This is a genomic window from Peribacillus simplex NBRC 15720 = DSM 1321 (genome assembly GCF_002243645.1).
GTDB classification, from domain to species: domain Bacteria; phylum Bacillota; class Bacilli; order Bacillales; family DSM-1321; genus Peribacillus; species Peribacillus simplex.
Window position 1 is genome coordinate 1,661,808 of record NZ_CP017704.1, and the last position, 25,884, is coordinate 1,687,691.

Sequence of the window (25,884 nt, forward strand, 5' to 3'; positions counted from 1 at the left end):
ATTCTTTTATAAAGGATTTGAAGAGAATACACCTTAAAAGAATGCAGTGCCTACTAAAATCGGTAAAATGATTTAGTTGAAAATTTACAGAAGTCATCTATTGAGGAGGAAGAACAAATTATTCATAGGTTTAATACGATCCCCAACAAGATTCAATAGAATATCGAAAGATTAATTGTCTTTTTATGACCCTATAGTTGATGTGATAAGACCGAGCATAGGAATATGTCTAATTAACACGGTGAATAGATATTAAACAAAGGAAAGAAAAAGACTGGGGTGAATTTCTCGACAGCCAGACCTACCTCCAGGGTGGTGATTAATATGCCATTTTATTCAATAACAAGGAAAAAACACAACCCTCACTCATCAATTTTCATAATGGGACCACTTCTGTGGATTCTCTACATAGGCAATGTTAGTCTTTATCAAATGAGATATATGTGCTAATTCGAATTTCTCATGCTTACCATCAAAGGAAAGAAGCTCGACTTTTAAATCATTTCTATAGATGTAAATAATTTTATATTCTCTTGATTTATAAATCACTTTATCACCAATCTTCATAAGCACACTCATTTCTAATGTATATTTAAAAAGGCTTCCAAAAATGAAATCATTTTTCAGAAGGAAAAGATGATCAGGCGATATTTATTCAGAATCTTCCTTATTGCAAATGATGGTATGCAGCTCTATCGCTTTTATATTTTCAACCAGTCTTTTTCTTGTAAGCTCCATCTCTCTGAAATTCAAACCATTTCTTTTATTGGATAAACATACTAGATTATCGATATCCTGATAAATCTGTTTAAATGTAATTCTCATATTTGGGTTTGTCCTCCTTTTCATTGTAAGGAAGGTTAATTACTTTTAAAGCGGGCATTATTTTTTCTGCTCAATGTAACTGCATGAAACTGTTCCTTTAATGATTTAACCCGTATCATACGACGAAGAATCATCGGGCTATTTTGGACGGTTCAAGTACTTCCTTTACAATTTCCACGACCCGCTCTTGATCTTCAAATGTCATGCCGGAACCGGACGGCAAACATAAACCTTGTTCAAATAACATACTTGAAATGCCTTTATCGCCGCTTTCTGTAAAAAATGCTGCATCCTTAAAGACAGGCTGTAAATGTAATGGTTTCCATACTGGTCTTGACTCAATATTTCCTGCTTCTAACGCTTTAATCACGTCTCTGTTTCGTACTCCAGTGATTTTGTCGTCTATTGTTAAAGCCGTAAGCCAGCGATTCCCCAGCGTATCTTTTAACTCAGGCATAAAGGTAATGCCAGGTATGTTTCCCAACGATTTTTTATACCGATCAAAAATTTCTCTCCGAACTTTTACACGCTCATCCAATACTTCTAATTGGGCACGACCGATTCCAGCTAGAATATTGCTTAAACGATAGTTATATCCAATCGAACTATGCTGATAGTGAAGCGCTGGATCACGTGCTTGTGTAGATAGAAAGAGAGCCTTATGTAAAAATTCCTCGTTATTTGAAACCAGCATGCCCCCACCTGAAGTTGTTATGATTTTATTTCCATTAAACGAATAAATCCCTATATCACCAAACGCTCCTGTTTGCTTCCCCTTGTATGTACCACCAAGGGATTCTGCCGCATCCTCTATTAAAGCAACCTTATATTTCCCGCAAATGCTCTTGATCTCATCTACCTTTGCACTCTGTCCAAATAGATGGACCAAAATGACAGCTTTTGGAATTTCCCGCTTTTTTCTAGCGTATTCCAAAGCCAGTTCCAATGCCTTAGGTGACATATTCCATGTATCAGGTTCGGAATCTATAAAAACAGGCTTCGCCCCTTGATAGATGATAGGATTTGCACTGGCTATAAAAGTTAATGAAGAACAAAATACAGTATCACCATTGGTGACTCCCAATACTTGCAATGCCAAATGAATGGCCGCAGTTCCTGAACTTACTGCCAATGCCCCATTAGTGCCTGCATATTTGGCAAATTCTTCTTCCAAAGCTTTTACGTTCGGTCCTAGTGGCGCTATCCAATTTGTCTCGAACGCTTGGCTAATGTACATTTGTTCATTCCCACTCATATGAGGAGGCGAAAGATACAATCTTTTATTCTCCATCCCACAACACTCCTTATTTTATTATCCTGGCTGGGGACCCCACAGCCGTAGATGCGTTAGGAATGTCTTTAATAACGGTTGACCCGGCCCCAACCTTACACCATTCCCCTATCGTTATGCTTGGTATGACCGTAGATCCAGCTCCTATCAAGGTACCAGTTCCAACCTTGACAGCTCCTGTCAGGGTTGCACTTGGTGCTATATGGATAAAGTCATCAAGATGGGTATCATGCTCAATGACTGACGACGTGTTAACAATTACGTGATTCCCCACGCTTGCGCCAGCGTTCAAGACGACATTAGGCATAATGACCGTTCCTTTACCTATCGAGACATTTTTACCCACTATAGCAGTGGGGTGAATGACTGTCCCATAATCCATTACATCTAGATTCAGCTCGTTTACGATTTTTAATCTTAAATCGTTCCTGCCTATCGCAATAATTACCTTACATTCAAAATGAATAAACAAGCTTCTATAGCTTAAGATGGGGCCAAAATATACATTTCCCTTTCTTTTCAGCACTTCGTATTGATCATCTAAAATAGCCATGAGCCGATATTCACCCATTGCTTCAACAATATCTTGAACAACTTTTGAGTGCCCTCCTGCACCGATAATAACGATTTTCTTCAATTCAAATCACTTCTCACATCATCAAATTTGGAGTTTCTTTAAGATAGATATCTACAGAACCTGGAGATTTTCTAGCTGTTTCCTCCAGGTTCAATTTAACTTGTGTTTTGGTAAATCATCAATCAATATCATTCATCCTATTATCCAACAAATTTTTGGGTTGTTACATGTCCTTCTTGGGTAATGGCTTCTTGTTTACATACCTTAATCAAGGTAAGGTATACGATCTTCATATCCAATAAAAAGGATTGATTTTCTACGTACCAGACATCAAGCTCAAATTTTTTCTCCCACGAGATTGCATTACGTCCATTAACTTGTGCCCAACCCGTCATTCCTGGACGGACATCATGCCTCCTTGCTTGTTCGGAATTATATAATGGGAGATATTCCATTAATAATGGCCGTGGGCCTACAAAACTAACATCGCCTTTCATGACATTAAATAATTGAGGTAATTCATCTAAACTTAATTTTCTAAGTAATTTCCCAAAACCGGTTAATCTCTTCTCATCAGGAACCAAATCCCCTTTTTCATCTTTTTCATCTGTCATCGTTCTGAACTTATACAAATAAAATGGTTTGCCATCAAGGCCTGGGCGCTCCTGCTTAAAAATGACAGGTGAACCTAATTTCAAACGGATGAGGATGACGATAAGCAGCATAAGAAGTGAACTGGATATGAGTGCCAAACAAGATATCAATAATTCAAAAGCCCGTTTCATTTTTTCCTCCCAAATCATCATTGTGTATCGTTATCAAGTAAACGAAGGAATTCTTCAGATAGCTTTACAGAATTCTTAGTAATTAATTGGAAAATTCATCGCATCTATTATTCTTATTTCTCTTTAACACTTTCAAGAAAGTGAATACATTCCCAATTTCATTCATTGAAAAACGCATTAAATATCGAGTTTGCTTGTATGTGTAACACTTGCTTTACCTTTTCTGGTGATTGCTATCATCACCCGGATATGAAGCATTGTCACGCTATGGGAATTTTGTTATTCTTCCTGTAATTCGCCAAATTCAACATTCTATCTTTTAACGTTTCTTCGCTCAAGACATCATATGTCGTGATAATATCTTTTATTGCATTCCAATTTACTTCTCTTGGTTTTCCAATATGGATTTTCGGATAGATCTGATTTAAGTAAACTTCATCTTCCCCAAGTAATTCTTCGTATAATTTTTCACCTGGCCGAATTCCAGTATAGGTTATCCCAATGTCTTCAACGTTGTAGCCTGACAGTTGGATAAGCTTTTTAGCGAAATCGACAATTTTGACAGGTTCACCCATATCAAGTACGAATACCTCTCCGCCTTTGGCTAGAGCTCCTGCCTGAATGACTAATCTTGAAGCTTCCGTAATCGTCATGAAATAGCGAATCATATCCGGATGAGTGACTGTCAAAGGTCCTCCTTTTTTTATTTGTTTTTTAAAAAGTGGGATGACGCTGCCATTACTGCCAAGGACATTCCCAAATCTGACCGTTACAAATTTAGTATGACTCGACAAACTCTTATACTGGATCATCATCTCGGCTAAACATTTAGAAGCACCCATTATACTTGTCGGATTTACGGCTTTATCTGACGATACCATGACAAAAATATTCACCATGCCAGCCTCCGATGCCTCCGCAACATTCATCGTGCCAATCATGTTATTTTTCACCGCTTCTTTAGGGTTTGACTCCATAAGTGGTACATGTTTATGAGCGGCTGCATGATAGACGATATTAGGACGATGATAGTCGATTACTTGAAACATCCTCCTGCGGTCCTGAATGTCTGCAATTTCGGTCACGATCTCAATTGTATCTGCATAAGCCTCCCGCAATTCCAACTCGATCGCATAAATGCTGTTTTCACCATGCCCAAGCAATACAATTTTAGCTGGATTATACTTCATGATTTGACGACAGATTTCTGATCCAATTGAACCGCCCGCACCTGTTACTAAAATAGTGCCATCCATAATCTGTTCTGAAATCCCTTTATCATCAAGTTGTACGGGTAATCGCCCCAATAAGTCTTCCATCTGGATATCTTGCAATTCATTAATTGGAACCTTGCCTTGAACAATCGCTTCTAGGCTAGGGACAATTTGAGTCTTTTTGCAAGTTTTGGTGCATTCCGAAAAAATAGCATTGATTTCCTCTCTTTTCAAAGAAGGAATCGCAATCACGATATGTTCGATCTTGTATTGCTCAACCACTTGAGAAATATGTTTTGTTGCTGCTACCACTGGTATGTTGAAGATTTATAAACTTAGCTTCGTTTTATCATCATCAACAAATGCAACTGGGACTAATTCTATCTTGCTGGATTTTAACAACTGACTCGTTATCATCGTCCCGGCAGACCCTGCTCCAACGATCAACGTTCTTTTTTTATTAGTTGATTGCTTAATGTATCGTTCAAAATAGATCCTCCATGCAAAACGTGAGCCCCCAATCATGGCCATATATAGAATCCATGTAATGAATAGTTCTCTTATATATAGAAAATGGGTAAAGTATAGCTGAAAGACGGTAGTAATGGTAATAGAAAAGGCCGTCACTTTAAATACATTGAACATTTCCCTGATACTGGCGTATTCCCAAGCCTTTTTATACTGTTTCAAATAAGCAGTAAAGAAATAATGACAAATAAGCAAAAAAAACGTAATCGTCAGTGTAAATACCGGAAGTCCATCAAATGGATGTAATAACCAGTAACTTAAAAATACAGCTGTCACAACAATCATAGCGTCCAGTACGACTAATGTGAAAAGCCGGTTATAATATGTCAAATCTACTTCTCCCCATATTAATATTTTTAGTCAAACAAGAGTTCCTTAACTTTCAACCCGTACAAAACATTCTCGGCATTTTCATTAAAGGCGTCGACTATTTCTTGTCCGAAGTTCTTTTCAATCAACTTATGTGCTTCCCTTATCTGAAAACCTCTGTTTCCAACATTATGAGCATCTGAAGCAATAAAATGAGTAAGACCTGATTGAACTAAACGTTTGGAAAACCTTTTTGTTCTCCATCCGAATTTACCCGTGATGCTTCCTGCTGTTATTTGTGAATACGCCCCCTTCCAAATTAGTTCTTTTAGAAGTTGCGGATTTTTTATTATTTCCAAATTCCGCTCTGGATGAGCAATGATCGGTGTCATCCTTTTCATTTGCAGATCATAAATTAATCGTTCCGTATACCTTGGCACATGGTTTGAAGGTAGTTCGAGAAGGATGTACTGCGAACCATTCAAGCCCATGATTTCATTATTATCATAATCATCTGAAAGTTCATCGGATATCCTTATTTCCTGTCCAGGCCATACTTTTAGCGGGATATCCAGATCATCTAGCACTTGGTTTAATTTTGCAGTTTCATTCAAGACTTTTTCCTTATCATTTTCATATATCCCCTTATTATAATGAGGGGTTGCTATGATGTTTGAAATTCCTTGATCTATAGCTTTTCTCGCCATTTCTATACTTTCCTGGATATCTCCAGCTCCATCATCCATCTTCGGTAAAATATGACTATGAATATCAATCATTGTTATCCCCTCTTCAGCCTAACTACGAATGCAAAAAAAAATTCATACAACTTCCAAACTACTTATTTTCATTTACCGTAGTAGTAATATTCGTCAGGATGCTTTTGTTTTTTCTTATTTAGGATTGCGCCCAAAAGCTTTGCATTTGCCTTTTCAAGTAATTCTTTCGCTCTTTTTGCTTGCTGTATTTCAGTGCTTCCACTGCTGACCACCAAAACAACGCCGTCTGTCATATTCGCTAGTACTTGAGCATCTGTAACTGCATTAACAGGCGGTGTGTCCAGAATTACTAAATCATAATTCAACTTTGCTTCATCCAATACTGCCACCATTCCGTTTGACCCAAGCAACTCCGATGGATTTGGAGGGATGGGTCCACTAGTCAACACATCTAAATTGGGATAAATGGTAGGTTGTACAGCATCAAGTAATTGATTTTGCTTTGATATGATATTCGTTAACCCCATGTAGTTCTCCATATTAAAGTTAGTATGAACACTCGGCTTTCTCAAATCTGCATCTATGATGAGAATGCGTTTCCCTTGCTGTGCAAAAACTGCTGCAACATTGATTGAAGTGGTTGATTTTCCTTCACCTGCATTTGCAGAGGTGAAAATCATCGACCTTATGTCTTTTTCCACAGCGGAAAATTGAAGATTCGTTCGAATCGTCCTATATTGCTCCACAACCGGTGACTTCGATTTCCACATAGAAATACTGCTTCTTTTTTTTATCTCCGTCATTTTATGTCGTTCATTGCGTGTCAAGCTTTTCACCTCTTGAGGTTGTGATTACAGATTTATAGTTTCCGTTTTTTTTTATTTTCCATTAAATTTACGATGCCTAGCATCGGGATCTTTAAATGCTCTTCAATATCAGACTCAACCTTGATTGTTTTGTCAAAAAATTCGATCATGAATGTAAGAACTAAACTTATGATCACCCCTGCAAAACATGCAATGATCGTATTCGAGATCGGATTCGGTTTTATAGGTGATGAATTATCTCCTATAGTTGCTTTGGATAATACATTGACATTGTCCACATTCATAAGCGCTTTTATTTCATCTTGGAATATGTCTGTTATTGCACTGGCGACACTAACGGCAAATTTTGGGTCATCACCCTCAACTTTAATGGTAAATATTTGTGAATTCCCATTACTGACGATTTTGATTTGTTCCGATAATGCAGAATTTGAAATTTTAAGATTCAGTCGTTCTTTGACTTTTTCTAACATCATTGGACTTTTGATGATCTCGCTGTACGTTTCGATCAATTGAATATTGGTTTGAATCTCACCTACATTGTAAAGTTCTGACTTTTCTTTGGATTGATTGACTAAGATTTGTGTAGAAGCTTGATAAACAGGTGAAAGAATAAAAAAGCTAACGATTCCCGTCATTGCCGTTATAAGCGTTGTGATGATAATAATGAGCCCGATGCGTTTTTTTACCATTTGAAAAAGATCTTTTATATTGAGTGTCTCCCTCATTCAATCAAATCCAATCCATCTAAAATACTTTCCGTTTATCCTTTTCTTTTTTCTGTTTCCTATAATTTTGCGACCTTAACAGAAAGCAGTCCATTTTCCTCCATCACATTTTTGGAATCGAATATTAATGAAGCATTATCATGGACACTTTTCCAGTCAAAACAATTGTGTGGTGTCCCAATGACAACTAAATCGGCTTTTTGAAGAATATCAGCATCATATTTTTCCACCGGTAGAATCAGTTCATTGATTTTTATTTCTTTTGCATAGGGTTCGATGACGGTTAGATTCTGGACCTTGTTTTGTAATCGTTCAAGTAAGCGGACGACCGGGCTTTCCCTTAAATCGCCAATATCACTTTTGTAAGTTGCCCCCAAAACCACAACATGTGAGTGTTTCATGAGCTTGTCATTGGCTGCAAGCAGTTCAAGTATGCGCGTATAAGAATAGTGAACCATTCCGTCATTAATATCCCCAGCCAATTCAATCATTTTTGTCCGATGACCGTGTTCTTTTGCTTTATAGAGCAAGTAGTATGGATCGACCGGTATGCAATGCCCCCCGACACCAATGCCTGGGGTGAATTTCATGAACCCGTATGGTTTTGAGGAAGCCGCATTGATCGTTTCCCATATATCAATTTCCAGTTCATTGCATAGAACCGTCATTTCATTGACCAAAGCCATGTTAATCCATCGGAAAGTGTTCTCAAAGATTTTGCTTAATTCTGCAACACGGATCCCATTAACACGTTGGGCTGTCGGTCCGATAAACTTGCACGCTAGATCTGTACAGGTTTCCGTCATCCCCCCGACAATCTTTGGCGTGTTGCTTAAATTAAACCTTTTATTTCCTGGATCTATTCTTTCCGGGGAATAAGCTACAAAAAGGTTCTCCCCGATCACATACCCCCTTTCCGTTAATGGTGTACAGATATATTCTTCTGTCGTTCCTGGATATGTTGTACTTTCCAAAATAACCATTGTACCTTCATTCACATGTTCAGCCACAATCTTTCCTACATCCCTCACATACGAGATATCAGGTTCCTTCAACTTATTAACTGGGGTAGGAACACAAATCAAAAGGACATGCATCTCTCCAAGCTGCTTCATATCCGTCGTCGCTGTAAATCGCTTTTTGTTAATCAATTCGGTAAGCTCGACATTATCTACATCATTGATATAATTGATTCCGCGCTTTAAACTTTCGACCTTTGTTACTGAAACATCGAATCCGGTCACCTTATAACCTATAGATGCATAATGACAAGCTGTTGGGAGTCCAACATACCCCAATCCAATCACTCCGACTTTAGCCGTCTTGTTCTTTAATTCTCTTTGCAGAGCAGATTGCAGCGAGTATTGAACTCTTTTTTGAGTTATCGCTGTTATCATGATTCAACTCCTCCATTCCACTTATAAAAAAACATAACGGTATTTAAAACTAACAAGCCCAATTGTAAATTCACCGGAACATACCAATACACAAAATAAACTAGCAATCTTCCAATACTATTGATCTAAGTCAGCAAAACCAAGAAATTTATATTTATGGCCGATTCATTTACTGGAATTTGAACATCCGCTTTGTTTGTTCCATTATTTTTCGTTAGCATTAATAAATTAACATAATTACTTTTGATGCCAGTTCCAGATTTCGAATGAATCGTTCTGTTTTTGAATCACCTACCCTGTATAACCTTAATATTCATGTTTTTTCGCATGATAAAAAAACCTGCATCAAGATCAGGGTTACGCTTTAGGGATAAGTGTAATCCTGTCTTTTGCGCATTTTACCGCATTTATATAGTTAACTTGGATCAGGACTTACACAGTACACTTCTACATTAAAAATGGATTCGCCAGTTCAAAAAATATTAACGGCAGCCAGCAAAAAACGATAAAAAAAGTTTCCACACTATTCTTCTTTTTATGTTTAAGAAATACAAAAATCCCCCGATTGAATTGGCCTTTATCATGGTGCCGTCACTCGGGGGAATTCATTTAGCCAAGTATTCAAGAACACATCCTACTTTTTAGGAGCTTCCGCTGTCATGTCTGTCACTTTGTCAATTATCCATTCCTGCTTTTCTTTTGTGTCGGTATTTTCATACTGCACCTTGAACGGTCCCTTACCTTCTATCACATAGTATCCATTTCCTTTAACACTTTTGCCAGGTGACAGTTGTGTCCCCAAATTATCTCCCGGATAGATTCTAAGTTTTTTATTTTCTTGATTCCATACCGACATTTCAAAAACGTCTACAAATCTTTCTTCTGCCGTTTTATTAGTTGCTTTCAGTTGTAACTGTAAAACTTTTTTCCCTTTTTGATCTGGATGTTCAAGCTTTAAAGCCTTTTCAATCCGAATGCTTACGCCAGATACGGTTTTCTCTTGTCCAGTTTCTTTTTTATCCGTTTCGTCCTTAGTGGAAGTATTCGTTTGCTTTTGCATTTCTTTCTGTTTATCCTGGTCTTCCTTTTCTCCAGAAATACAGCCTGTCAAAAATATGGTTAAAGTTAATAAACAGATCCAAATACTTCTGAATCTTCTCTTCAATATCATGATTCCACCCCTTTAAAAAATATAAATCTTCTTAAAGAGAGATTCTTCAGTATCTCATTCATAAAATGGATCTTCATTTCCTTGAAACGAAAAAATACTCAACCACTTTAAGAAGCGTTTTCAAACATGTAAGAAGGGGCCACTTCCTATAGGAGAGGCCTTCTCACATCATTATTACATTGATTATTTGACAATTGTTTTTGCTATATCTCCTCCAACTACTAGAGTTCCATTGTCAACTTCAATGACATCTCCTGCTTGCAATCTTCGAGTAACCCCATGTTCATCCACAATAAACCGGCTGTAAATTTGGTAACTTCCATCCGTATTAATGACTCCTGATCCCGTTTGAGTAAGGGAAACCGTTCTCTGTGCTATTCCATTCACTAGCAAACGGAGACTCATAGTTCCCTCCGGTGCTTTGCCCGTAACATAATCTGCATTAGGTGCCACAGGATTCACCTGCAGTTTCTCCGCTTCCTTGATTACTGTAGTATGAGCTTGTAAGTTCGATGGAGTCCGCATTCCGTAGTCAACCGTTACGATATCGCCCGGTTGTAAGGTTATATTATTTCCATTCTCGTCCACCCCTACGTACCTGCTGTATATACTGAATGTTCCAACTTCATTTACAGGTGCCGTACGCAGTGCTACACCATTTACCAGTAAGCGTACGATCGTTGCCCCTTCAGGTGCAGTTCCCGTTATAGTTTGTGCATCTTTGTACACCGTATCAATCTTTACAGGTTCACTTGGCATAAACTGTATTACCCTAGCAGATGAACTTTCGCTGACATTCCCTGCCGTGTCTGTAAGGGTGACCGTTATTACCGTATTGACAGGTTGGTTTGGAATCGCAACCTTGAATTTCCCGTCTGGACCTACAACTCCAGTATATTTATTGGAATTAATGGTGACAGTCACATTTGCTTCAGGTTCACCGCTTCCTGTTACTTCTTTACTGTTTGTTGTAACTTCATTTAGTTTCGGTGCATTTGGAGCCGTTATATCTTTATCCAATAGATCTTGCGCTTTGTTCAATAAGTCTTGCAGACGGTCTTTTTCTGCACCCTCAGGAAGCTTATCGACCGCTTCTTGGGCTTCGTCAATCGCCCCTTGATCCGTCGTTCCTTCCAATGTATCGAACTTATCGTCCGTGAACAGATCTTCCACTTTGTTCTTCGCATCGGCTAGGTCTTTTTCTGCTTGTTCTTTTTTGTTCAATAGATCTTGGGCTTTATTCAGTAAATCTTCCAGGCGCTCTTTTTCAGGGCCGGCTGGTAATTTGCTGACCGCGTCTTTTGCTTTATCAATCGCTCCTTGATCGGTACTTCCTTCCAATGTATCGAACTTATCGTCCGTGAACAGATCTTCCACTTTGTTCTTCGCATCGGCTAGGTCTTTTTCTGCTTGTTCTTTTTTGTTCAATAGATCTTTCGCTTTGTTCAATAAGTCTTGCAGACGGTCTTTTTCTGCACCCTCAGGAAGTTATCGACCGCTTCTTGGGCTTCGTCAATCGCCCCTTGATCCGTCGTTCCTTCCAATGTATCGAACTTATCGTCCGTGAACAGATCTTCCACTTTGTTCTTCGCATCGTTCAGGTCCTTTTCTGCTTGTTCTTTCTTATTCAATAAATCTTGGGCTTTATTCAGTAAATCTTCCAGACGCTCTTTTTCAGGGCCGGCTGGTAATTTGTTGACCGCATCTTTTGCTTTATCAATCGCTCCTTGATCGGTACTTCCTTTCAATGTGTCGAACTTGTCATCCGTGAACAGATCTTCCACTTTGTTCTTCGCATCGTTCAAGTCTTTTTCTGCTTGTTCTTTCTTGTTCAATAGATCTTGGGCTTTGTTCAGTAAATCTTCCAGACGCTCTTTTTCAGGGCCGGCTGGTAATTTGTTGACCGCATCTTTTGCTTTATCAATCGCTCCTTGATCGGTACTTCCTTTCAATGTGTCGAACTTGTCATCCGTGAACAGATCTTCCACTTTGTTCTTCGCATCGTTCAAGTCTTTTTCTGCTTGTTCTTTCTTGTTCAATAGATCTTGGGCTTTGTTCAGTAAATCTTCCAGACGCTCTTTTTCAGGGCCGGCTGGTAATTTGTTGACCGCATCTTTTGCTTTATCAATCGCTCCTTGATCGGTATTTCCCTTCAATGTGTCGAACTTGTCATCCGTGAATAGATCTTCCACTTTGTTCTTCGCATCTGCTAGGTCTTTTTCTGCTTGCCCGCCATCATTTTTTCCTAATTCAATCTTTTTTGTTTTAGTAAATTCAATAATGAAATTCTCTGGATTACTACTACTAATTGATTGAGCTACGTTATAACGATACATAGCTTTCCAAGTAAGATTGCCACCGGATTTGCCAACATAGCTATTTGTAGGATCGCCTGTCGCACTTGTCCAAAACTTTGCCATACTTGTATCCATACTCATCGTTAGGGAGGTACTTAAATTATTTATCGCCTGTTTCTTAATTGAGGACAATACAACATTCTTTGGGTTGTTAAAATCAATTGTGGATAGTTTATTTTCCACTTCCAAAGCGTGACCGTCTTCTGTAGTGACATGGAGATTAGCTTGATTATTGATCTGTGCTGGTCCATAAAGCGAGATCATTGGGTATGAATCCGTACCAGATCTATTCATCTGTACATCTGCACCGGCATCCACGTTAAATGACTTAAACTTTCCAGAGCTTGTAACTCCTTTTTTTCCATCGATCTCTACCTTTGCATTAGCTCCAATGGAAAAATCTCCATCGCCGCCTGTTGCATAAAATATTCCATACCCACTCTTATTTGTAAAAATTTTCACATTCGCATTTGGTGCGATCTTAAATTGAGGTTCTTTTGAAATCGACCAAATAAGAGCATGGCCACTATTATGGCTAATATGAGTTTCACCATCAAATTCTAAACTTCCAGTTTCTGCCATCTCGTGGGTTATTGATGAGCCTGGTACTGCATTATCCTGAATATAAATGTCGTTTACTCCTTTGAAAATTGCGTTCCCGTTACGGTTCCAGATAAATTGAGGTCCATTGTAATTTACATTTTCGTATATTTGCTCTACATTTTTTGTTACATCATGTATTGTAATGAAACCATAATAGTTCTTTCCATAAATATACAGGTTCTTTACATGGACACTGCTTAATATATTTCCGTTGGCATAGATACCACCTGATGCTCCTGTCGCTCCTGTCTCCGTTACTGTATGGTAATTTCCATCAATCACAATTTTTGATTTTGCCGGGTGAATTTTAATCGCTCCGCTTATGTCTATATCTCTCCCTAGATGAATCGTCGTTATTCCGTTATCTGCCTCTAAAGCAACCTTTAGCTCCTGAAAATTGTTAACGACCGTTTCGTTTGCCATCATTTTTGAAACTGCTTTCCCTGGTGATTGTGTTTCAGTTGTTTGTGTACGCGCTTCTTGAGTTTTTACCTCGGATGTTTGTGCATTCGAACTATCCTTATTCTTTGGTGTGGATAGTTCTTCGGCAAATCCTGCACTTGGCATTAATAGAGAACTTGCTAAAAGAAAGGATGTTGTCATAACGTTAATAGGTTTTAACATTTTACTTTTCTTCATAAATGAAACGCTCCCCTAAATATTAATTTTACTTACAAGATTAATAATACTTTTTTTCGACAAGTACCTCGTTCCAATAATGATTCATAAAAAATCATTTTAGGAACCACATTAGGGCATTAAACGTCAATTTTAATGTGATTATTTTCATTTATGGTTATGGGTTTAAACGATCCTGCAGTTTATAAAAGCATATCTTCTTATCAAATCCAGCGTTTAAATAACATAAAATCCAAAGTTTCTTTTATGGGTTACAATCCTTATGGTTACATAACTAAAAATGTGATAAGAGAAACCATTGGTTCCCTCTTATCACATTTTCCATTGAAAGGATTTATCCTATTTGGTTATTATTTTCATTCCCTGAAGAGTTTCTTCTATCTTATCTTGTAGCACATTTTCATAACGTTCCGTCGGCATTACATGAACATATATCACCCAGCGCATAAGTGGCGACTCGGTACGCGTCCATAGACCTTCCCCCCGTAATCCTCTTACATACCACATTTACTTTTATTCACCCTTTTTTTCTATGGGCACTTTTAAGAAAGGATAGTGAAGTTATTAAAATGAGGGTGATTTTCAGCGTATTTATTTCTTGTTCATTTAATAAAAGATACATTAAAAATAAGACTAAAAAGGCTTGAATAAAATAGATCCTATATTTGAATAGGGTGGACCAAGTTTGTGACACCCATAGTAATAAAAAGTTAAAATGCTTCGACATCAAATTCTCCTTTATCATGATGTTGATATTATCTAGATTTATATTCTGGCATCATTATATACAAATAGATAAGTGTCGGTATTTCATAAAGTAAAATCATTCGTTCAGAAAAGAAATGCAGTACATTTTTCATGAATGGAACTTTGCACTGTTTGATTTTTCATTGGATTTTGAAAATGTTGGTACAGATCAGAGAGCGACTGATTTTAATTCGGAAAAACTAAGTTTGGATGAAATGGTATAGGGATAAAAAGGATGAGTGGGGCATCGCAAATAAAATCGAATAGATTCTGGTGGACAGATCTCCTAATATTCAATCCACATGAACTTTTTATTTCTTAAAGGGTTAAAAAAGTCATTCATAAAAAACAGCCTGCCCCCTAGGAACTAGGGAACAGGCAGCCTGAGTGTTTATCCAAGGCACAATGTTTTGGAACCGCTCAGAGAATGGGTCTTCATTTACAATGGGGTTTTAGGGAAGTTTCCTCACTACTACTTTATTTTATAATATTTACAAAATCATATCGTTTCAAAAATGAAATGATATAAACCTATTTTTTATTGTGTCTCCCGTAAGAAATCATCAAGCCGGTAAAAAAGGCTCGAAACGGAGTGTCATGAACAAAAACAATAACTTTATATCTTGAATCGGTAAATGCTATTCATCTGCCTCATTGGACAGATTTGTTCAACGATTAGCTTTACAAACTAATATAGTCGGAAAAATTTGTGGAACTGAATATTTTTAATCGATTAAACGATAAATAAAAATAGATTGTAGAGAGATTGACGCTTTCCCTACAATCCAGAACAAGCTAACGCGCTTCTTTATGCATACTTCTTATTTTCTTCGTCTTTAAAAAAGCTCTTCATCGCATGGAAAACGTCTGCCTTTTGCTTAAGAATATAGTACCTGAATTTTTCATTATCGATGTTCTTATACGCTGTCATCAATGTCGAATGACGATTGTATTGATTGACTTCCCCATATCCGAACATATTGGAAACCTTCATGAGTTCTTCAACAAGCTTAACGCATCGGACGTTATCTGATGTAAGGTTATCACCATCGGAAAAGTGAAACGGATAGATATTAAACTTCACGGGGTCATATTTATGATCAATAAGTTCTAATGCTTTTCTGTATACGGACGAACAAATCGTACCGCCGCTTTCCCCTTTTGAAAAGAAATCCTCCTCCGGAACAACTTTCGCTTCGGTATGATGGGCAATGAACTCGATTTCCACCGTTTCATATTTTGTCCGCAAGAAACGGTTCATCCAAAAGAAGAAGCTTCGAGCCATATATTTTTCCCATAACCCCATACTTCCGGAAGTATCCATCATTGCCAGTACAACTGCTTTGGAATCAGGTTTCTGAATCTCATTCCAGGTTTTGAATTTAAAGTCTTCCTTATAAATTGGATGAAAACCTGGGTCCCCCCTTAATGCGTTCCGTTTGAAAGCCGATATCATCGTTTTCTTTTTATCGATATTTCCCATTAAGCCTGTCTTGCGGATATCGTTGAATTCGATGTGTTCAAGCGTGTGCTCCGCGTGTTCTTTCTTCTGAAGATTAGGGAGTTCCAATTGGCTGAACAGGGCTTCCTCCAATTCCATCATCGACACTTCGGCTTCATAATAATCCTCGCCGGCCTTGTCACCTGCACCTTGGCCCTTACCGGCTCCGGCATCGGATGGTGAGCCATCCCTTGCGACCACATCCCCCACTTTACTGTCTCCATCGCCTTGCCCTACATGTTTGTTTTTATCATAGTTATAACGAATTTTGTATTCATCCAAGGAGCGAATGGGGATCTTGATAACATCCCGGCCATTGGACATTACGATGCTTTCTTCTGAAATTAGATCAGGCAAATTATTCTTGATCGCTTCCTGCACCTTTTCCTGATGACGTTGTTGATCATCATAGCCTTTCCGATGGAGGGACCAATTTTCCTGTGAGATAACATACTGTTGATTACTCTCTTCCGACATTCTCTTCCCCCCTTAAAAATGTTTGCACGCTTTTCATCATTCCTTCATATAATAAATTAGTGTGGGAATGCCCACATCATTCCGGTTTTCCAATAAAAAATACAGTGCGAAAAAACGGATTAAAAGAAAAGTATTACTCTATCTTATGCAGCGATGCAGGATAATTTACAAAAAAATTCAATAATGGATGTTTGCCTACGAACTAGACAAGTCCTGACATGGGCATTAGCGGCCCTTTAAAGTTTTTTTTTCTAAATGTTACTGCAAAATAAGTATTCCAAGAAAACGAACAGACCTGATGATCATCAGGTCTGTTCGTTTTTTAAGCAGGTTTCATTTGTCGGATTATAGGATAATTTAAAATATCTTTTTGAACTTAGCCACGTAATTGATCTGCAAAACAGAGACTTCCAAGGACATATCATTAAAAAGCAACGAAACACAACAAAAAGGGTGTGTCCCAGTAGTTTTTCTGGACACCCCTTTTACACAGATAGAATGATTCTGGTTGTGATTTTCGTCAATCTTTATCTTCCTCTATTTCATGTTGAACTGTACCTGGGCGTTTATCCCACTCTTTCAATTCTTCATTCGTCCTTTGATTTTCCATCTGCTTTCCAAGTTCTTTCATCTCTTCATAGTCCTTTGCCATCGAGCTATTTTCCGGAACATGTTCTTTTTTCAATTCCTCTTTACTCATTTGCCATCACCTCTACTTATTGATACCCAATATTTCCAAATCCAAAACGTAACATATCTAATGGAAATATGGGGTATAGATAAGTCATTATGAGCAAATGTAAGGAGGTGCAAGAAGTATGCAAACAACTACCCTTTATGTGAAGGAAGCAACGTCAGAAGGCCCGATTTTAAATCTGGAGTCCATACTTTTGAAAACGGAAGGTGTGGAACGTGCAATCATCGATGTTGATGATGGGGAAATTAAAATCGATCATAGCGAAGACAAACTATCACCGAATCAACTTATTACACTTATTGAACAGTATGGCTTGAATGTAACTAAATAGAAATAAAAAGCACCGGGCTCCCCTCCATTCAGAAGGGCCCGGTGCTTTTTTGGTTTATTATTTCTCATTCCTTGTCAAAGCACCCTTTAACACGTTCAAAAGATGCATGATTTCTTTGGGAATTCAGAAGTTGAAGAATTGATTGGATTTCCTCTAATCCACTTTTCAAGCATTCCACCTTCCGCAAAAGGATATAAAACCCCTGCCCGATATGGGGCAGGGGCAAAAAAGTATGGATTACCTATTTAACAAGCTGCCCACATAGCGCAGCAAATCATTGGCTGAAGTCGAATTATATCCGTGCTCGTCGATAAGTCTCGTGATGACCTCGTTCACTTTCTTCAGTTGCCTTTCGTCTGGTGTCTTCGTTGAAGTAGTGATCTTAACGACATCCTTCAAATCCGCGAATAGTTTTTTCTGGATCGCTTCCCGTAAACGATCATGGGAATTATAATCGAATCGCTTACCTTTACGCGCATATGCAGAAATGCGAATCAATATTTCTTCGCGGAATGCTTTTTTTGCATTCTCGGAAATTCCAATTTGCTCTTCTATCGAGCGCATCAATTTTTCATCAGGGTTGATTTCTTCCCCAGTCAATGGATCGCGCAGCCTTGATTTATTGCAGTATGCTTCGACATTATCCAGATAATTATCCATGAGGATCTTCGCCGACTCTTCATATGAATAAACAAATGCCTTTTGCACTTCATTTTTTGCAATGGCATCATATTCTTTACGTGCCAGTGAAATGAAATTCAAATACCTCTCCCGAAGTTCGTTCGTAATGGACGGATGCTGGTCAAGACCTGCTTTTAATGACATAAGTACATCCAATGCATTAATGGATGGATTTTCTTTACGAATGATCGTAGAGGAAATTCGGTTAATCACGTAACGCGGATCGATTCCGCTCATGCCTTCGTCTTGATATTCCTTTTTCAATTCATTGATGTCTGCGGAATTAAATCCTTCGACATTTTCCCCATCATAAAGCCTCATCTTTTTCACTAAATCGATATCGCCCTTTTTAGGATCCTTCAGGCGGGTCATGATGCTGAAGATTGCCGCAACCCTTAATGTATGTGGGGCTATATGAACATCCGAGACATCACTTTCACGGATCATTTTTTCATAAATCTTTTCTTCCTCGGTAACCTTCAGATTATATGGAATAGGCATGACAATGATACGGGAATGCAATGCTTCATTTTTCTTATTCGAAATGAACGCTTTATACTCCGTTTCATTCGTATGAGCCACAATAAGTTCATCTGCACTGATCAATGCAAAACGTCCTGCTTTAAAATTCCCCTCTTGAGTCAATGATAGCAAGTGCCATAAGAACTTCTCATCACATTTCAGCATCTCCTGGAACTCCATCATCCCGCGGTTCGCCTTGTTCAGCTCGCCATCAAAGCGATAGGCACGCGGATCTGATTCAGATCCGTATTCGGCAATGGTCGAAAAATCGATGCTGCCCGTCAAATCAGCAATATCCTGTGACTTAGGGTCAGAAGGACTGAATGTTCCAATTCCAACACGCTTATCCTCCGAAAGGAAAATACGCTCGACTAACACATCTTCAATCCTGCTTCCATACTCCTGTTCTAGCCTCATTACATTCAGCGGCGATAGGTTTCCTTCAATCCGGATGCCATATTCTTCAAAAAAATCATTCCGTAAATATTGCGGAATGAGATGCAGGGGATCTTCATGCATCGGGCATCCTTTTATTGCATAAATCGCACCAGAGTCTTTTAACGAATAATTTTCAAGTCCACGCTTCAGTAAAGAAACGAGTGTGGACTTCCCGCCTGACACCGGACCCATGAGAAGCAATATCCGCTTACGGACATCGAGCCGCTTGGCCGCCGGATGGAAATATTCCTCGATAAGCCTTTCCAGTGAATCTTCAAGACCAAACAACTGACCGCTGAAGAAATTGTATTTCTTTGACCCATTTACTTCCTCTATCCCTGCATCTCTGATCATGTTGTATACACGTGAATGAGCAGATTGAGCAACTAAAGGCGTTTCTTTCAATATTTCTAAGTACTCTGCGAAGGTGCCTTCCCACTTCAGCTTCTGTTCATCTTCTCTAAATTTTTCGATTTTCTTTAAAATATCCATTAAGGAACCTCCCCCTGTCACTTTCAGAGAATACTTAAATCTATGCTCCAAGTCTGACAAACATGTCAGACTTTAAAAAGTGGCCGGACATTGTTTCGATTCCCCCTTGACTCTCCAAGTATCGAAAAAGGCTTAATCATTGAAGAATTGATGACAAATTTGATGACAAGAAAATTTGTGTGCACTCCTGCTAAAAATTAGGGTATACTAAGCCTATACTTAAGTGGGACAATATGGGTAAAGGGAGGTCACAACATGGGCACAGTTATTATCGTTGGAGTTGCTATTACATTTTTAGCCGCTATCTTCACTGCCGGGTATGACGATAAACCAGGTGTGAAATAAAAATAACAGCCTTTTCTTAAACTCCAAAAAGGGGGACAGCAAATTAAATTTGCTGTCCCCCTTTTTTGCGTCCTCAACAATATAAATAGAAAGAAGCACTTTAGTCATTCAACGAATGTAATAGCTTATTGGAAGCATGCCAATCAATGAAGTGGCTTCATCATTTATACAGCGTTCTTTTTATCCGTTTGAGATGCAATGTTATTCTCCATCGATTTCAAGTCTTCATTTACTTTTTGTCCTTGTTCCAAATATTCTGTTTGGAATCCACTCTTTATTGCCCAACTATAAAACCCTAGAGATAAACATGTAATGATGACCATATCCCAACCAAATGGGATTATGTTTAGTCCACCAAACTTTTCACTGCCTAAGTATGAAATGGTCATCATACAGAGTAAGTAAACAACCATCCAAAGCCCTGCCGAGAAGTTTTGCCGGAATCCCTTCCATTTTATTTTTGATTGATAATAGAAATAAACGGGAAGACCAATCATAATGATAAATAATACTTGTCCCGTCAGTGGCCATCTTGCCCAATATAGAACCAAAGAAGCAAAAACAAAGCCAAGTGGTGCAATGATGCTTAATCCTTTTAGACGTAATGGTCTGTACAAATCCTGACCTGTGCGCCTTAATGTCATAACAGTAACTGGACCTGTAATATAAGAGACTAATGTCGCAACCGAAATAACCTCTGCCAAAACGCCCCAGCCTCTAAACATGAATAAAAATAAGAAAGATACACCTAGATTTAAAAACATGGCTTGACGAGGGATACCATAAAGTGGATGCAATTTCCCAAAAACGCTTGGCAAATATTTATTCTTTTCCATTCCATAAAGCATTCGTGACGTTGTCGCCGTGTATGTTATTCCCGTCCCGGAAGGAGAAATAAAAGCATCAACGTATAGTAAAATAACCAACCAGTTTATGCCTAGAACAATTGCTAAGTCAGCAAACGGTGAATTGAAATTCAAATGTTGCCATCCGTTCACAATCATGGACGGATCAACGGCTCCAATGAACGCAACCTGTAATAAAACGTAGATAACCGTTGCAATTAAGATGGAGCCAATTACTGCAATTGGGATCGAACGTCCAGGATTCTTTGCCTCACCTGCCATATTAATTGGACTTTGAAAACCGTTAAATGCAAAGATGATACCAGAAGTTGCTACAGCAGTAAGTACACTTGCCCAACCATTAGGAGCGATACTTCCTGCAGACGTAAAATTGGACCCATGAAAACCAGCAAATAAAAGTGAACCAATCGTAAGTCCAGGTATAATAACCTTAAAGACTGTAATAAATGAGTTTGCTTTTGAAAACAAACTAACTGTCCAGTAATTTAATAAAAAGTAGACGACCAATAATGCAGAGGCAATTGCCAAGCCTCCCCCAGTAAGACTCCCATTTTCCACCAGACCATGTGTCCACTGTGCCCATTTCCATGGCCATGAGCTCATATATTGAACCGAAGCAATCGCTTCGACTGGAATTACAGAAACAATTGCAATCCAGTTTGCCCAACCTGCAAGAAACCCTAAAAACGAACCATGAGAGTACTGCGTGTATTTTACCATTCCCCCAGCTTCAGGAAACATAGACCCTAATTCACTGTAAGAAAGTGCGATAAATAAAATAACAACCATCCCGATAATCCAAGAGATAATGGCAGCTGGTCCTGCAATCTGTGCCGCTCTCCAAGCTCCGAATAACCAACCTGAGCCAATAATAGACCCGAGTCCTACCATCGTTAACGAAAATGTCCCCATCTTTCGCTGCAAATTATTCATATGTTCATCACCATGCTTTCCAAAATTATTCCTTACGTTTAAAAGTAACTGGATTAATGATTTTTGCTAGTGCGTCCAATTACATCTTAAAGTAATTGCTGCATTTACATCACCTCTTGATAAAGTTTAGTAAATTGATAAGGCAAATATATGGATGTCCCTATATTGCATTTTTTATATGAAGAAATTTTCTCTTTTTTTCAGAAAATACTTAGATCCCATTCTTGTGCTATTTGTTTCAATAGCATTCCACCTGTTAAGCTATTCCCATATTCATCAATGGCAGGTCCGTATATACCAATGCCGCATCCTTCTTGAAAAGGAAGCTCACTTCTGGCACTTGGAGGAACAAGCGCCATAATCCCGCCAGATACCCCACTTTTGGCCGGCACCCCTACAAAAGCCGCAAATTTACCCGAAGCATTATACATACCACAAGTAAGCATTAATGCTTTGGCCAGCTTAGCTACTTTTTTAGGGAGTACTTGTTCTTTACGGATGGGGTGGTATCCATCTTGTGCAAGAATCAGTCCAAGCAGGGCTATGTCTTCTGTAGTTACTTCTATGGAACATTGCATGAGGTAAACCTCTAAAGCTTCCTCTACTTCCGATTCCAAATAATTGGTCTCTTTTAAATAGTGAGCTAAAGCTCTATTTCTATGAGAGGTTTGCCATTCAGATTGATACACTTCCTCATTGATGGTCGGGCGCTTCCCTAACAAATTTTCAAATAGCTCATAGAGAAATTCCAATTTCCTTTGCGAAGAATCCCCTGGGAGAAGCGAAGCTATGGTAATCGCTCCAGCATTTATCATAGGATTAAACGGTTTTCCCGGCTTATGCATTTCTAAACGAATAATTGAATTGAAGGCATCCCCGGTTGGTTCCACATCGACCCTCTCTAACACATAAGAAATGCCGCAACCCAAGCATGCGGCTATAAAGCTGAGCACTTTTGAAATACTTTGCAGCGTGAATGGGACTTCCCAATCTCCTGACTTGATCATTGTTCCACCAGGCTCCAGTATGCAAATGCCCAATTGCGATAAGTGTGCATTTCTCAGTGCCGGTATATAATTGGCAGTTTGCCCTTCAGTAGCATAGGGTCTGTAATGTGCTACCCAACCATCTAAGTCGGCTTGCTTTTGAGTATTAACGTGAATGCCATACTCTTTTGACAATTCTTCAATCACATTCTTCCACCTCTTCAGTTGTTGTATCATTATTTTTTCAATATGAGCGTTTTACCGAATGCCATCAAGCTTACTTGTAAAGATTCGATGAAAAACATAATGAATATTCTAAATATTGTTAAGCGCTTTCAAAACTTTCTATCTACCGTTAATTTTAAATTGGGAACTACATAATCATACGAAAACCTACAAAATCTAAAAAATAAAAATCCTCTAAAAAAAACGTGATCATCTTACATGTTCCGTTACCATTTTTTGTGGATAGAAAAACAGATTGGTTTTGCCATAATTGGTTATAAGTCGTTCTATTCAGGAACAAAGTAAGCGTTGTATTGAAGCCGATGAAACTGTATACTGATTTTTTAAACAAATGGGGAGGTGACGACTTGAATCTCAGTACGTTAATGAAAAAAGAGGTCAATATCCTTGCTTTGATGTTGGTAACGGTGCCATTAGCAGGCGAATTGAGTTTTTATCCTTTAAATGAAACGTTTCGGGTAAGTTTTGGTCCGCCTGTACTTTTCTTCTTTTTACTATTATTACAGAAAACACATGCCATTTTTTCGGGCTTCCTGACAGGGACAGTGGTTGTGGCATTTCGAATTCTAATAGATTTTTTTATGCACGATAGTTTTTCCTGGGCTTCCTCTTTTCAAGTTCATTTTCCAAGTTTTTTCTTTTATTTCACCTACTCCTTTCTTTTTTATTTAGTGAAAATCAATCGCTTTCAAAACCGATCTTTGATTATTGGATTTATTGGTCTCATTATCGAAATATTGTCTGACTCCGTAGAATTAATCTTTCAATATATTGTATTAGAAACAACAATTACGTTAGGTTCACTAAACGAGATGATCATGATCGCATTCGCCCACAGTTTTATCGTTTTAAGCTTTTTTAATATGATGAAACTATATGAAGCACAATCAAGGGAAAGGCAAATAAGAAAACAAAATGAACATATGCTGATGCTCATTTCCAATTTATACGAGGAAACGATTCATTTAAAAAAAACATTAAAAAATGCAGAGAATATTACAAAGAAATCGTATGATTTGTATCGAGAATTAAAAGCACTGGAAAAACGGGAAAAGCAGCTTCATGTTCTTACAGAGCCATATAGTCAAAAAGCATTGCGCATCGCGGGTGAAATGCATGAAGTCAAGAAAGATAATCAACGGATTTTTGCTGGTCTCTCCAAATTGATCTCTAATGAAAGTTTTAAAGATTATATGAATGCTGCTGAACTTTTTCATTTAATTATCCGAATTAATGAAAAATACGCCTTATCACTTGGAAAGGATATCCAATTTGAATATTCTTTGGATGGAAATAACGATTCACATTATCATGTATATACCGTGTTATCTCTTTTCAATAATTTAGTAACCAATGCAGTGGAAGCAATTAAAGAAAAGGGAATCGTCCGTTTAAGTTTGTGTGAAATTTGCGACAATGTAGAATTTAAAGTTGCTGATACCGGACCTGGAATCCCTCAAAAATATCAAACTGTCATATTCAAACCTGGATTCACTTCAAAATATGATCATTTAGGGACACCTTCAACAGGGATTGGTCTCTCATATGTTAAAGAAGTCGTAAAAGAACTGGGAGGCGATATACTGTTTGAGAATAGTTTTAACGGCGCCGTTTTTTCAATAAAATTACCCATTCATAAGTTGATCCAGAAAGGATGATTCCATGCGTTTTTTTATAACAGATGATGATTGTGCCATACGTTCAAACTTAAGCCAAATTATAGAGAACGAAGATTTAGGAGAAGTGGTGGAGGAAGCCGAGGATGGAATTCTATTAGAAGGGCATATTTTGAATTTAAAACAAATTGATATATTATTTATTGATTTATTAATGCCCATCCGGGATGGCATTGAGACACTTCGTCATATAAAAAGTACATTTAACGGGAAAATAATAATGATTTCGCAGGTTGAATCAAAGGAGCTGATTGGTGAGGCATACTCACTTGGAATCGATTATTATATTACTAAACCAATCAATCGTATTGAAATATTAACAGTCATCCGAAAAGTTATGGAACGTATTCATTTAGAAAGATCGATCACAAATATCCAAGCCTCTTTAAATAGTGTATTGAATTTTGAACAGCCAAAAGTTGATAAATCCAATAATTTTAATGAAAAAAGTATAAGGGAGGTGGGTGAATTCCTTTTATCGGAATTAGGGATCGTGGGAGAAAATGGCGCAAAAGATTTAATGGAAATGCTTCAATATTTATTTATGTATGAGCGGACTTTTACTTTTGGAAAGCATTTCCCTACCCTTAAAGATATCTTTGTAGAAATCACAAAAAAAAAGCTTGGCACATCAGCTTTGCAGGTTGATATCAATCGGGAAATAAAAGCTGCCGAACAGCGAATACGCAGAACGATTAACCAATCGTTAAATCATTTTGCTTCGCTCGGTTTAACGGATTTTTCAAATCCGAAGTTTGAAAATTACGCTTCTAAATTTTTTGATTTCACGGTCGTTCGCCAAAAGATGAAAGAACTGCAAAATGATTCAACAATAGTTCTTACCCCTACCCGGGTAAATACAAAAAAGTTTATTCAAGTATTTTATTTCGAAGCGAAACGATTGAATCCTGATGAAATAATTAGATATAGATGATCAATGATTAAAAACGGAAGCACTCAAAAAACATAAAATCCC

At 38.0% G+C, this 25,884-nt stretch carries 19 protein-coding genes and 1 pseudogene; 3 read left to right on the forward strand and 17 right to left on the reverse strand.

All coding sequences use genetic code 11. From position 1 onward, the window contains the following. Positions 1 to 651: 651 nt before the first annotated feature. The 14 genes and pseudogenes from BS1321_RS27420 to BS1321_RS07955 form a co-directional block, all read right to left on the reverse strand. On the reverse strand, positions 652 to 825 hold the full coding sequence (locus BS1321_RS27420) for a hypothetical protein (protein ID WP_155726521.1): 174 nt from the start codon (positions 823 to 825) through the stop codon (positions 652 to 654). 130 nt (positions 826 to 955) lie between these two features. Beyond that, the gene (locus BS1321_RS07890; RefSeq protein ID WP_063235601.1) at positions 956 to 2,116 is read right to left on the reverse strand and encodes a DegT/DnrJ/EryC1/StrS family aminotransferase; all 1,161 of its coding nucleotides are present in this window, start codon (positions 2,114 to 2,116) and stop codon (positions 956 to 958) included. Positions 2,117 to 2,129: 13 nt separating this feature from the next. After that, positions 2,130 to 2,753: an acetyltransferase gene (locus BS1321_RS07895; protein ID WP_063235600.1), complete on the reverse strand. Its 624-nt coding sequence runs from the start codon at positions 2,751 to 2,753 to the stop codon at positions 2,130 to 2,132. A gap of 140 nt (positions 2,754 to 2,893) precedes the next feature. Continuing rightward, on the reverse strand, positions 2,894 to 3,478 hold the full coding sequence (locus BS1321_RS07900) for a sugar transferase (RefSeq protein ID WP_063235599.1): 585 nt from the start codon (positions 3,476 to 3,478) through the stop codon (positions 2,894 to 2,896). Between the two features lie 260 nt (positions 3,479 to 3,738). Continuing rightward, a pseudogene (locus BS1321_RS07905) lies at positions 3,739 to 5,550 on the reverse strand (polysaccharide biosynthesis protein). A gap of 26 nt (positions 5,551 to 5,576) precedes the next feature. Continuing rightward, positions 5,577 to 6,308: a tyrosine-protein phosphatase gene (locus tag BS1321_RS07910; protein WP_063235598.1), complete on the reverse strand. Its 732-nt coding sequence runs from the start codon at positions 6,306 to 6,308 to the stop codon at positions 5,577 to 5,579. Between the two features lie 68 nt (positions 6,309 to 6,376). Continuing rightward, positions 6,377 to 7,051 carry a CpsD/CapB family tyrosine-protein kinase gene (locus tag BS1321_RS07915; RefSeq protein WP_063235652.1) on the reverse strand — a complete coding sequence of 225 codons (675 nt, stop codon included), beginning with the start codon at positions 7,049 to 7,051 and terminating at the stop codon, positions 6,377 to 6,379. Between the two features lie 56 nt (positions 7,052 to 7,107). Then, positions 7,108 to 7,767 (reverse strand): YveK family protein, encoded by a 660-nt coding sequence (locus BS1321_RS07920; protein WP_157732807.1) that lies wholly within the window; start codon positions 7,765 to 7,767, stop codon positions 7,108 to 7,110. A 95-nt stretch (positions 7,768 to 7,862) separates the two neighbouring features. Continuing rightward, positions 7,863 to 9,200, reverse strand: coding sequence for a nucleotide sugar dehydrogenase (locus BS1321_RS07925; protein ID WP_063235596.1), 1,338 nt, complete (start codon positions 9,198 to 9,200; stop codon positions 7,863 to 7,865). 634 nt (positions 9,201 to 9,834) lie between these two features. Beyond that, positions 9,835 to 10,371: a DUF4352 domain-containing protein gene (locus BS1321_RS07930; protein ID WP_063235595.1), complete on the reverse strand. Its 537-nt coding sequence runs from the start codon at positions 10,369 to 10,371 to the stop codon at positions 9,835 to 9,837. Between the two features lie 183 nt (positions 10,372 to 10,554). After that, positions 10,555 to 11,820: a toxin Cry1Ac domain D-VI-related protein gene (locus tag BS1321_RS07935; protein ID WP_094246595.1), complete on the reverse strand. Its 1,266-nt coding sequence runs from the start codon at positions 11,818 to 11,820 to the stop codon at positions 10,555 to 10,557. Continuing rightward, positions 11,817 to 13,970 carry a toxin Cry1Ac domain D-VI-related protein gene (locus BS1321_RS07940; protein WP_094246596.1) on the reverse strand — a complete coding sequence of 718 codons (2,154 nt, stop codon included), beginning with the start codon at positions 13,968 to 13,970 and terminating at the stop codon, positions 11,817 to 11,819. Before BS1321_RS07940 ends, BS1321_RS07935 begins: the two co-directional genes overlap by 4 nt. A gap of 1,555 nt (positions 13,971 to 15,525) precedes the next feature. Next, entirely contained in the window at positions 15,526 to 16,695 is a 1,170-nt protein-coding gene (gene yhbH / locus BS1321_RS07950) for a sporulation protein YhbH (protein ID WP_063235976.1), read from the reverse strand. Between the two features lie 520 nt (positions 16,696 to 17,215). Next, on the reverse strand, positions 17,216 to 17,395 hold the full coding sequence (locus BS1321_RS07955; RefSeq protein WP_063235975.1) for a hypothetical protein: 180 nt from the start codon (positions 17,393 to 17,395) through the stop codon (positions 17,216 to 17,218). A gap of 118 nt (positions 17,396 to 17,513) precedes the next feature. Here BS1321_RS07955 and BS1321_RS07960 point away from each other — a divergent pair, with 118 nt between their 5' ends. Beyond that, positions 17,514 to 17,723 carry a hypothetical protein gene (locus BS1321_RS07960; protein ID WP_063235974.1) on the forward strand — a complete coding sequence of 70 codons (210 nt, stop codon included), beginning with the start codon at positions 17,514 to 17,516 and terminating at the stop codon, positions 17,721 to 17,723. Positions 17,724 to 17,960: 237 nt separating this feature from the next. Here the strand turns inward: BS1321_RS07960 and BS1321_RS07965 are convergent, their stop codons facing one another. The 3 genes from BS1321_RS07965 to BS1321_RS07975 form a co-directional block, all read right to left on the reverse strand. Next, positions 17,961 to 19,856 (reverse strand): PrkA family serine protein kinase, encoded by a 1,896-nt coding sequence (locus tag BS1321_RS07965; RefSeq protein ID WP_063235973.1) that lies wholly within the window; start codon positions 19,854 to 19,856, stop codon positions 17,961 to 17,963. Positions 19,857 to 20,365: 509 nt separating this feature from the next. Then, entirely contained in the window at positions 20,366 to 22,000 is a 1,635-nt protein-coding gene (locus BS1321_RS07970; protein ID WP_063235972.1) for a glutamate/serine transporter AimA, read from the reverse strand. 200 nt (positions 22,001 to 22,200) lie between these two features. Then, complete coding sequence (locus BS1321_RS07975) at positions 22,201 to 23,190, reverse strand: glutaminase (RefSeq protein ID WP_155726531.1); 990 nt, start codon at positions 23,188 to 23,190, stop codon at positions 22,201 to 22,203. A 437-nt stretch (positions 23,191 to 23,627) separates the two neighbouring features. Here BS1321_RS07975 and BS1321_RS07980 point away from each other — a divergent pair, with 437 nt between their 5' ends. Both BS1321_RS07980 and BS1321_RS07985 read left to right on the forward strand, forming a co-directional pair. Continuing rightward, the gene (locus BS1321_RS07980; RefSeq protein WP_063235980.1) at positions 23,628 to 24,890 is read left to right on the forward strand and encodes an ATP-binding protein; all 1,263 of its coding nucleotides are present in this window, start codon (positions 23,628 to 23,630) and stop codon (positions 24,888 to 24,890) included. A gap of 4 nt (positions 24,891 to 24,894) precedes the next feature. Beyond that, a complete protein-coding gene (locus BS1321_RS07985) occupies positions 24,895 to 25,842 on the forward strand; it encodes a response regulator (RefSeq protein WP_063235971.1) in 948 nt (315 codons plus the stop codon). The last annotated feature ends 42 nt before the right edge of the window (positions 25,843 to 25,884 follow it).